The following is an 8,201-nucleotide window of genomic DNA, read 5'->3' on the forward strand; positions in this document are numbered from 1 at the left end:
CGCAGGACACGAGGGCGCCGCCCTCGACAGCGTTTCGCCCGCCCTTCGGGCTCGGGCGAGTGACTTTGGAAAGACCCGCTCTCTTTAGCAAATCACACCAAAGGTCTTCTCCCCGCTTATTCGCCCGACTGACGTCGGGTACCTTTGGCTCATCCTCTTGTCCAACGGCACGCGCCGATGGGCCTTTGGCCTCCGCCGTCCGTGGCTTCGGCCAAAGCCCGCTTCGAACATCCATGTTCTCGCGCCAAATCGGGTCGAGCGGTGCTCGCCCTTTCCCGATTTTGCCCATAGCCCTGCGCCGCTCGCTCGGCGTCCTGCCTCGCGGCTTGGACAAGAGGACTCGCCTCAGCGAATAAGAGGGGGATCAAAACCGTGCCAGCCTGTGGCGACCTTGCAACAGTGAACAAGCCCCCTCTCCCCTTGGGATAGGGCTGGGGTGAGGGGAAGCTACGGCAACCGAATTTGCTCAAATTGAATACTACCGATGACTAATTTATTGATCCAACACAGATTCCCGCCAAAACACGCTTCTCAACGTACCCCCTCCCCCTTAAGATACCCGAATGACAATCAACCTCTCGGAAGAACGCCATGACAGCGATTGTTGCTATCTCGCAGGTTAACAGCAGCGAACTGGGAGCTGTCACTCAGGGGCGGTAGCGTGGTTTTTTGTAGGTTGGTGCAGAACGCAATAAACATGGACGTGGTAGATCCGTAAAACAGATTTCATATCAATTCGCGGTAAACGTTGGGCTTCACTTCGTTCAGCACCAACCTATGCTTTTTAGCCAAACATACGCGAACTATATGTCTTACAAATCAAATTGATTAATAAAGAAAAAACTAATCTGGATAAATAAATTTAAAAGTAGCCTTAGAAAGATTCACCAAAGGGGGAAATAATGGTTATAAAAGAAATAAATGCCAAAGACCGTCAACAGTTACTGGATATTTTCCGTATTGGAGCTAAACAGATGAGAATAATAAAATTAACAGACTGTTCAAGCACACGCCCTCCTCAAAAAGCACAGCATCCGCAGACCAGCCAAGCAATTTATTTGACATCCCCTTAACAAAACGTTCTGGCTTTCATAGAGCATTTTCATTGTGTTTAGAATGATGTATGAAATCTCTATACTTAATTTGAGAATATTAATGGAAAATGAATCATTATTGGAAACTGGACAAAGCTTGGCTAGGCTTCCTGCTTCCTATGGCTTACATATTACAGATGCTCAAGAGCGATTTAGCTCTGCCTATGTAAAGTTGATGTGTGCAGCTGCGAAGATTAATTATAGTGAGCCCACTACTGATAATGAGAGTATCGATATCGAACTCATTGGTAAAGGCTTTCAAGGTCGTTGGAAAAAACCTCGCATTTTGGCACAACTCAAGTGCACGTCTAACTACAAATATATAGACATGGCAAAACAAGAGCTGAGCTTTCCTCTGCCTATAAAGAATTACAATGACCTAAGAGAAGTTGACGATCTCCCAAAGATTTTGATCGTGGTTTTCTGTCCTCAGGACAATCATGAGTGGGTTCAACATTCATCACTTCAGTCGAATGTAAGGTTTTCAGGTTACTGGGTTAGCCTTGAAGGTGAACCAGAAGTCAGCAATAAAACTAGTGTGACAGTTAAAGTTCCTTTTTCTCAAGCTTTTAACAATCTCACTCTCATTGAGTTGATGGAACAATACAGCGCTAGAGGGTTAATAATATGAGTATACAATTACCCTTGAATGATGTAACCAAGTACCTAGCGGAAAATGGCTGGCACAAATCATCTGAAATTAGAGACACATTTCAGATTTGGCATAGTTACGAGTTTCCTGAGTCAGAGGTAACGCTACCTTTGAGTGAGGACCATAAGCGTTATGACGCCCTTCTACTAGATACAATAGAAGAGCTATCCGTATATCTGAAAGTTCCCCATGATACATTGATCAAACAAATATCACCGTTGGACTTTGACGCCATAATGGTGAGAGCAATTGCTGATGATGTTCAAAATGGATCAATTCCATTTGATGATGGTATAAAGCTTTTATCTTCTTCTTACCAGTTACTTAAACATTGCTCGAGCAAAATGAAAAGTTTTAAGAACAAGAACAAGCACTTGGGCAGTTATTATAGCCATATTGGGATGGGACAAACTCAGATAGGTAGTTATGTTGTAGCTATCCATTCTCCTCTATACCGTATAAATAGTGATGAAGAGCCTAACTTGTTTGATAGCACTTCATCCCTTGGTAGGATAATCAATAAGCTATTTTATTCAAAGCTGTCTAAAGTTTCCTCTGTTTTTAAGCGTGAATCAGATATTGATACGATTAATCAGAAACTACTTGAGCTAGGAATAGATAACAAGGATTGCGATGCGTTAATAGATATTTTTGGTTTCAAATCCCATAGGGATATTGAAATTAAAGTTAATTGGTCGTCAAAAGAGTTCATCGAAGAAAAATTCCATAACCCAATATCATTATACTCTAGCGATGCTCAGAAAATAGTTGGATATCGAGAAGTATTGAAAGCAAAGAAGACCGAAAAAAACATTCAACTTTCTGGTGAAGTTGCTGATTTACATAGAGGTTATGACGATGAATTGGGGCGAGCCAAGCTTAGGGCTAAATATCATGGAAGGGAGGTCAGCGTTTCATTCACAGTTAGTGACGACCTTTATCCAATAATAGCTATGGCTCATGTAAATAAAAAGGTATTGACTCTAACTGGCGATTTGGAAGTGCTCAAAATGAAAAATAGAATATCTGCTAATTTCAAATCTCTTTTTGACTGTCAAGTATGTGAGAACCTAGAGTTCGAGGAATTAGATAGGGTGCAGGAAAGCTCTAACAAAGCGCTTAAGGGTGATTCGTAACACGTGGAATTTTTACTATGAGTGACGTTTAGTGTTTAAAGCGATATACGGCTGACATGCTATTGCTTCAAAAATCATTACACCCATCTTTCTGAGCAGGGTGCTATATAGCCAGCGCACAAGAAGATGGATGTCCACATTTTTCCTCAGGCATCATAGATACAAATAAACATAACAAAGCATTTAAGTCTGGATCATGCCGCCTAGCATTTTTATTATTTAGGGTTTTTGTGGTGTAGCTAAAACAATTAAATTTAATTTTGTGTAATTTTATTTAAAAACGCACTATTTTTAACATTAACCAAAAAGAGGCATTAAATAATGGACCGTCAGTTAGCAAAAAACCTAATCAGATCAATTGGTGAAGAATATGGCTATGAAGTATCTGGTAATGAAACAGATGCTGAATTTGATGTTTATTTAGCTAGAGAAAAGCATGGGATAGCCTTTCAAATTAAAAACTCAACTCATGATTCAGCACGACAGGGCGGTTGGTTGCAAGTTCATCATTATGAAGGTGAGCCTGCTAACTGGGGGCCTGCTCTGCACTCTCTTAGAACGATGGGTGACGTTGTTGCATTTTGCCAGACACTTATAACATTTGCTCAAATTAAATCCAAACGACAAGCATAAAAAATTAGGGCACCCATTTTTTTAGCTGAACGTCACATCGTCAGAATAAAAGAGATGGGTGTCCACGTTTTGATTTTTTTGCTCAGCCACGATATACCCAACAAACCTTTCCCATCCCACCACTACCGCCCCCTGCCCCACACCCGCCACCCCATCAATCCCAGCATCAATACAACTCCCGGCAGCCAGACCCAGTAGAGCTCGGAGAGGATCACCGCTTCGCCTCGGGCGGTGAGATAAGCCTCCAGCTTGAAGGGGGCGACCCGGATCACCTGCCAGGGGGCAAAGAAACGCTCGTCACGCCACGGCCAGAGCCAGCCAACCCCCTTGCCGCCGGTGGTGAGGGAATCGAGCAGGCTGTGGGAGAGCAGAGAGACCAGCAGAAATGACCAGACGGTGGCGGCACTCGCCCTAAGCTGCCGATGAAACAGCATGGCCAATGTGGGCAGGGCAAAGGCGAACAACAGGGAGTGGGTAAAGCCGCGGTGGCCAAAGACATGGCCGTAGGCGACCCCCAGTTTGAAGGCGAGCACATCGGCATCGGGCAGCATGGCGATGGCGACCCCAGCCAGCAGCAGGCGCGGTGGGATAATCCGACTGCCAAGCCCGAGACCAAGGCAGAGGGGTACGGCAGCGTGGGTGATGATGGTGGGCATAGGGTGAAGCTCCAACTGAAAACGTTGGCCTACCTTATCCCCGCTCGGTGAAGTGAAGGTGAAGTGCACCCTCATATGTTGCTTGATTCCTCCCTCGAATCCTTATCCATCAGCCATAAGAGGCGTCACTCAGGAAGTGATGAAAACGGCTGTTGCGCGCGTCCCCAAAGCAGGGGCTGAGCTTCTTTTCTTTGTTTCCTCTGTATTGGCTCGCAGTTAGCTAAATGCAGCGCCAATGAGCGTTGGCGCATTAACCTGAAATGTTCATTTAACAGCGGCTGACATGCAGAACGGGATCGTGATAAGTAGTCTCTTCGATTCACATCACAGGGATAGTGGCAGCGATGAATGTACCAAAAAGCGTCATGCGGATTGCGAGCGTTATCAGCCTTTGGTTAATGACAGGGTGCATGGCAGAGGCCGCCTCTGCGCTGCCGCAGCAAGAGCCATACGCGCTGATCTATAACGGGCCGGTTTCTGATGGGGATAGCACGAAGGCGATTGCGGATGTGGTCATGCAGGTGGGCTTGCCAGTCAGGTATCTCTCCAATATCGAGGCGCTGCCTGCAGAGCTCGATAATGCCAGGGTGTTTATCGTTGGCGGCACAGAGGATGATGTTGAGCCGCTCCTCAATGCGTTTACCCCGCCAGCGCGTTCGGCGTTAAAAACCTATTTGCAGAATGGTGGCCGCTACCTCGGGATCTGTGGGGGGGCCTTTGTGGCATCCACCGGCTGGTCTGAAGAAGAGGGCTTTGTGCCGGCGCTGGGCCTTGTCCCTGCCACATCCGATGATTATGACGGCGACTTTAGCGCCAGGATCTTCCCGATCAGCTGGCTTGGTGAAGAGCGCCAGATGTATTACCAGGCCGGCCCGCAATTTACGCCGGTGCCAAGCCCCGAGCAGGTCAAGGTCATCGCCCATTTTCAAAACCATCAGATTGCCGCGCTGATCAGCTCATACGGCAAAGGCAAGGTGGCCGTCTCCGGGCCACATCCCGAAGCCCCTGAATCGTGGAAAGCGAACGCGGTGAACGGCGACAAGATGGAGTCCAATATCTATTTAGCCACAGGACTCGTTAACGAGTTGCTCTCCGAAGAGCCCGTCACCGATTCGAAGTAGTCGCGCCCCTACGCCCCTGGATGTGACCCCATTGCTCGGTCCGAAAGTGAGGGCAGCCAATCGGCAGCAATCCATAAAAAAACCACCGACCTGCAAAAGGTCGGTGGTTTTTTTATCGGTGGTAGATAACGGGTAGCCGATACGAAGCGTTCGCTACCTCAACTTTCGCCCGGGAGCGAGCACTACTCTTCCTGCTCCTCCGGTTGTCTCTCCTCACCCCGTATCTGTAGCAGCTCCTCGACCCTGGCTTGCCACTTGTCGTGGGCCTGTTTGCGCTCCTGCTGCATAAATGCTTCTCGCATGGTGTCGATTTTCTGGTCAAGTGTTTCCATCAGAGTGTCTCCTTGTGTGACCGCGTAAAGACTGGCTGACGGCGCGTTGGCCAACCTGCTCCCCTAATCTGACACCGCTAATGCCGTTACTGCCCAATCAAATAATCGATTGGAAATAGTAAAACCAATCTAAAAATTCTTTTCGTGTTTGTTCCACCACGCCAGCGCAAGGGAAACTGGCCGCTCAGAGCGGGATAATCCGGCACGCGGCCAACACGTTGTTGAGTGTGGTCGTCCCCATTTTCAGGGGAATGGGGCGCCGTTGCCCCATCCGTCCGGTGAGGAGTACCGGCAGATTTCAGGCGTGTTGCTGTGCCCATGCTCACACAGTCACAACTCTCGCCCTCCTCTCACCGCGCCCCTGCTTTTTATCATCTAGAGTTAGCGGGCAGTCCAAAGCTGCTGATTTATATACATTCGCCGCCAAGAGGGATCTTTTTTCATGACCGAGCATATCGATCTGCTACCTATCAACACGGATGATGAGCAGGACGCAGGCAACCGTTACCTCTACTACACCGAAGGGGATCTGGCCCGCATTCTTGCCAATCTGGAACAGCTGCGCCACGCGGTGTTTCCGGCCGCCATCGGAGAGAGTGAAACGGGCGCCACCGTGCCCCACAACTTTCCATCCGTCTGTCTGGTGGGGCTGGGACGCTGCGGCTCGAACATCGCGCAGGATGTGGCCTCGCTGGTCTACAACGCCCGCAGCTTTTATCTCAATGAGTTCAACAGTGAAGAGCAACGCAAGCGGGAGAAGGAGTTTGGTCCGGTAAGCTGGATCCGGCGCAATCTGCGGCTGCCAAACAACGGGGCCCGGCCGGTCTTTCTGATCGAGCCCATGGTGATGCTGGGGGATCTGGACAAGGACATCGATGGCCGCATCCGCCACTCCAATCGCAGCGGCGAAGGTGGCTCCTTGCGTGACTACGCCAAGATGCGGGTGATGGACTTGTCGGAGATCCACGCGGGTGGCGCGGGTAACGCCCCCATCCTTGGCCAGTATCTGGCCAAGATCATCCTCAACAAGAGCCCCCACTACTTCGCCAACTCCGAGTGGCAGGCCATTCATACCTATCTGGTGGACTCCTGCGGCATCAAGGCCAACCAGTCCCGCCTCTATTTCTACATCTTCAGTGCCGGGGGCGGCACCGGCTCCGGCATGGCCTCCGAGTTCGGGCTGGCCCAGCAGTACTCCTACATGAGCAAGACCTTTTCGCCCCCGTCAGAAGAGGAGGAGCACCTCTCCCTCGGGGAACACTTCATGTTCGACCCTATCTTCACCAGCGGCATCTGCATCCTGCCCAATATCTGTGATCGGGGTATCGAGATCTCGGAAGCGCTGCACATCAACGCGGGGCGCCTGCTGTGCAAGTATCTGGCCGAGGAGTGGGACTTCTCCTATCACTTCGACAACGAGCAGGCGTGCGATGCCAGCATGCTCAAGAGGATCAGGCCCTGGAATGCCATGATGCTGATCTCCAACGACATCATGCGCTACGCCGAAGAGAGCGACGATGGCGAGATCCAGCACGTTGACGTCAACACCATGGAGAAGTACGCCAACCAGTACATTTCCCAGCAGATCTTCAACATTCTTACCGCTCAGGCCGTCACCACCGACTACGACGAGAACTACTTTCGCCGGGCGGGCATCGATATCAGCGAGACCATTCGGCTCGATGCCAACGACCTCTTTATGAGTCTGGCGGGGCCGGTGGCGGTGGCGTATGCCGAGTCCATCTCGCCCCCCGGCGGCCTGTTTGACAAGGAGGACGGGCTCAATGTGGACGATCTCTTCACCCGTTCCATCGAGCTGCCCCACTTCAACAAGATGACCCAGGCCATCGAGGGGATCAGTCTGCTGCCCATCGAGGCGGGCAACTATCGGGAGTATCTGGACGACTATGTGAAAAGTGGCCATGACCCGGCCCACCTCAACGAGCTGCACTTTTTCAAGAACTGCTCCTCTGTGGTGTCGATCATCTCCCTGCCCAAGGAGTACAAGCTCTCCTATATGGATCTCAACCGGCTCAAGTCTCACCTCAACGGGCTCTTCCCCAATACCACCCTCAAGCGCTATGCGCTGGTCATCGGGGCGTCGGCCAACATCTCCCTCACCACCCTGATCGTCAAGAGCCCCTGCCTGAGCGATGACTTCCTGACCCTGATCGTGGCCTTTATCAAGCGCTGCTTTGCCAAGGATCACTATCGCTTCGATGAGCATCTGGACAAGGCGGTGATCGAGATGATCTGCAATGAGGAGTGGAACTATGCGCTGCTCGACAGCATGCTCAACGAGTTCGAGAACCCGGCCAAGATCCTCGATACCAACTGGTACGCCATCAAGCCCATGTATGAGAAGAAGTATCGGGAGCTTATCCGCGAGAAAGAGAAGTTCGTCTCCATCAACGATATTCGCCTCAGCCGCGAATCGGTGAAAAAGGCGCTGCTCTATCTGCGGGAGATCTATCGCCACCGGGTCAGCAAGACCCGGATCCTCTCCCTCAACCCACGGCTGGGGGAAGCGAACACTCGCTAGCACCCAGCCCATAAAACAAAGCGCCCGCCCCACAT

At 50.3% G+C, this 8,201-nt stretch carries 7 protein-coding genes; 5 read left to right on the forward strand and 2 right to left on the reverse strand.

The annotated features are described in order from the left end of the window. Positions 1 to 1,116 precede the first annotated feature (1,116 nt). The 3 genes from AB5Z02_RS14670 to AB5Z02_RS14680 all read left to right on the forward strand — a co-directional run bounded on the left by AB5Z02_RS14670 (position 1,117) and on the right by AB5Z02_RS14680 (position 3,515). The gene (locus AB5Z02_RS14670; protein ID WP_279489493.1) at positions 1,117 to 1,725 is read left to right on the forward strand and encodes a DUF4365 domain-containing protein; all 609 of its coding nucleotides are present in this window, start codon (positions 1,117 to 1,119) and stop codon (positions 1,723 to 1,725) included. After that, entirely contained in the window at positions 1,722 to 2,882 is a 1,161-nt protein-coding gene (locus AB5Z02_RS14675) for a hypothetical protein (protein WP_368216293.1), read from the forward strand. Before AB5Z02_RS14670 ends, AB5Z02_RS14675 begins: the two co-directional genes overlap by 4 nt. Positions 2,883 to 3,203: 321 nt before the next feature. Continuing rightward, complete coding sequence (locus AB5Z02_RS14680) at positions 3,204 to 3,515, forward strand: hypothetical protein (RefSeq protein ID WP_139407340.1); 312 nt, start codon at positions 3,204 to 3,206, stop codon at positions 3,513 to 3,515. Between the two features lie 122 nt (positions 3,516 to 3,637). Here the strand turns inward: AB5Z02_RS14680 and AB5Z02_RS14685 are convergent, their stop codons facing one another. Further along, positions 3,638 to 4,171, reverse strand: coding sequence for a metal-dependent hydrolase (locus tag AB5Z02_RS14685; protein ID WP_368216294.1), 534 nt, complete (start codon positions 4,169 to 4,171; stop codon positions 3,638 to 3,640). 344 nt (positions 4,172 to 4,515) lie between these two features. Here AB5Z02_RS14685 and AB5Z02_RS14690 point away from each other — a divergent pair, with 344 nt between their 5' ends. Continuing rightward, positions 4,516 to 5,292 carry a BPL-N domain-containing protein gene (locus AB5Z02_RS14690; RefSeq protein WP_368216295.1) on the forward strand — a complete coding sequence of 259 codons (777 nt, stop codon included), beginning with the start codon at positions 4,516 to 4,518 and terminating at the stop codon, positions 5,290 to 5,292. A 182-nt stretch (positions 5,293 to 5,474) separates the two neighbouring features. Here the strand turns inward: AB5Z02_RS14690 and AB5Z02_RS14695 are convergent, their stop codons facing one another. Further along, positions 5,475 to 5,624, reverse strand: a complete 150-nt coding sequence (locus tag AB5Z02_RS14695; protein ID WP_005338159.1) for a hypothetical protein — start codon at positions 5,622 to 5,624, stop codon at positions 5,475 to 5,477. A gap of 442 nt (positions 5,625 to 6,066) precedes the next feature. Between AB5Z02_RS14695 and AB5Z02_RS14700 the strand changes: the two genes are divergently transcribed. Then, positions 6,067 to 8,166, forward strand: a complete 2,100-nt coding sequence (locus AB5Z02_RS14700; protein WP_368216296.1) for a hypothetical protein — start codon at positions 6,067 to 6,069, stop codon at positions 8,164 to 8,166. Positions 8,167 to 8,201: the final 35 nt, after the last annotated feature.

Origin of the sequence: Aeromonas sp. R2-3, from assembly GCF_040908375.1 — a bacterium.
Lineage (GTDB): Bacteria > Pseudomonadota > Gammaproteobacteria > Enterobacterales > Aeromonadaceae > Aeromonas > Aeromonas veronii.

What these genes read in the sequence shown, in the direction of transcription:
- AB5Z02_RS14670 (WP_279489493.1), top strand. Translation starts at nt 1,117, where the DNA reads ATGATGTATGAAATCTCTATACTTAATTTGAGAATATTAATGGAAAAT.
- AB5Z02_RS14675 (WP_368216293.1), top strand. Translation starts at nt 1,722, where the DNA reads ATGAGTATACAATTACCCTTGAATGATGTAACCAAGTACCTAGCGGAA.
- AB5Z02_RS14680 (WP_139407340.1), top strand. Translation starts at nt 3,204, where the DNA reads ATGGACCGTCAGTTAGCAAAAAACCTAATCAGATCAATTGGTGAAGAA.
- AB5Z02_RS14685 (WP_368216294.1), bottom strand. Translation starts at nt 4,171, where the DNA reads ATGCCCACCATCATCACCCACGCTGCCGTACCCCTCTGCCTTGGTCTC.
- AB5Z02_RS14690 (WP_368216295.1), top strand. Translation starts at nt 4,516, where the DNA reads ATGAATGTACCAAAAAGCGTCATGCGGATTGCGAGCGTTATCAGCCTT.
- AB5Z02_RS14695 (WP_005338159.1), bottom strand. Translation starts at nt 5,624, where the DNA reads ATGGAAACACTTGACCAGAAAATCGACACCATGCGAGAAGCATTTATG.
- AB5Z02_RS14700 (WP_368216296.1), top strand. Translation starts at nt 6,067, where the DNA reads ATGACCGAGCATATCGATCTGCTACCTATCAACACGGATGATGAGCAG.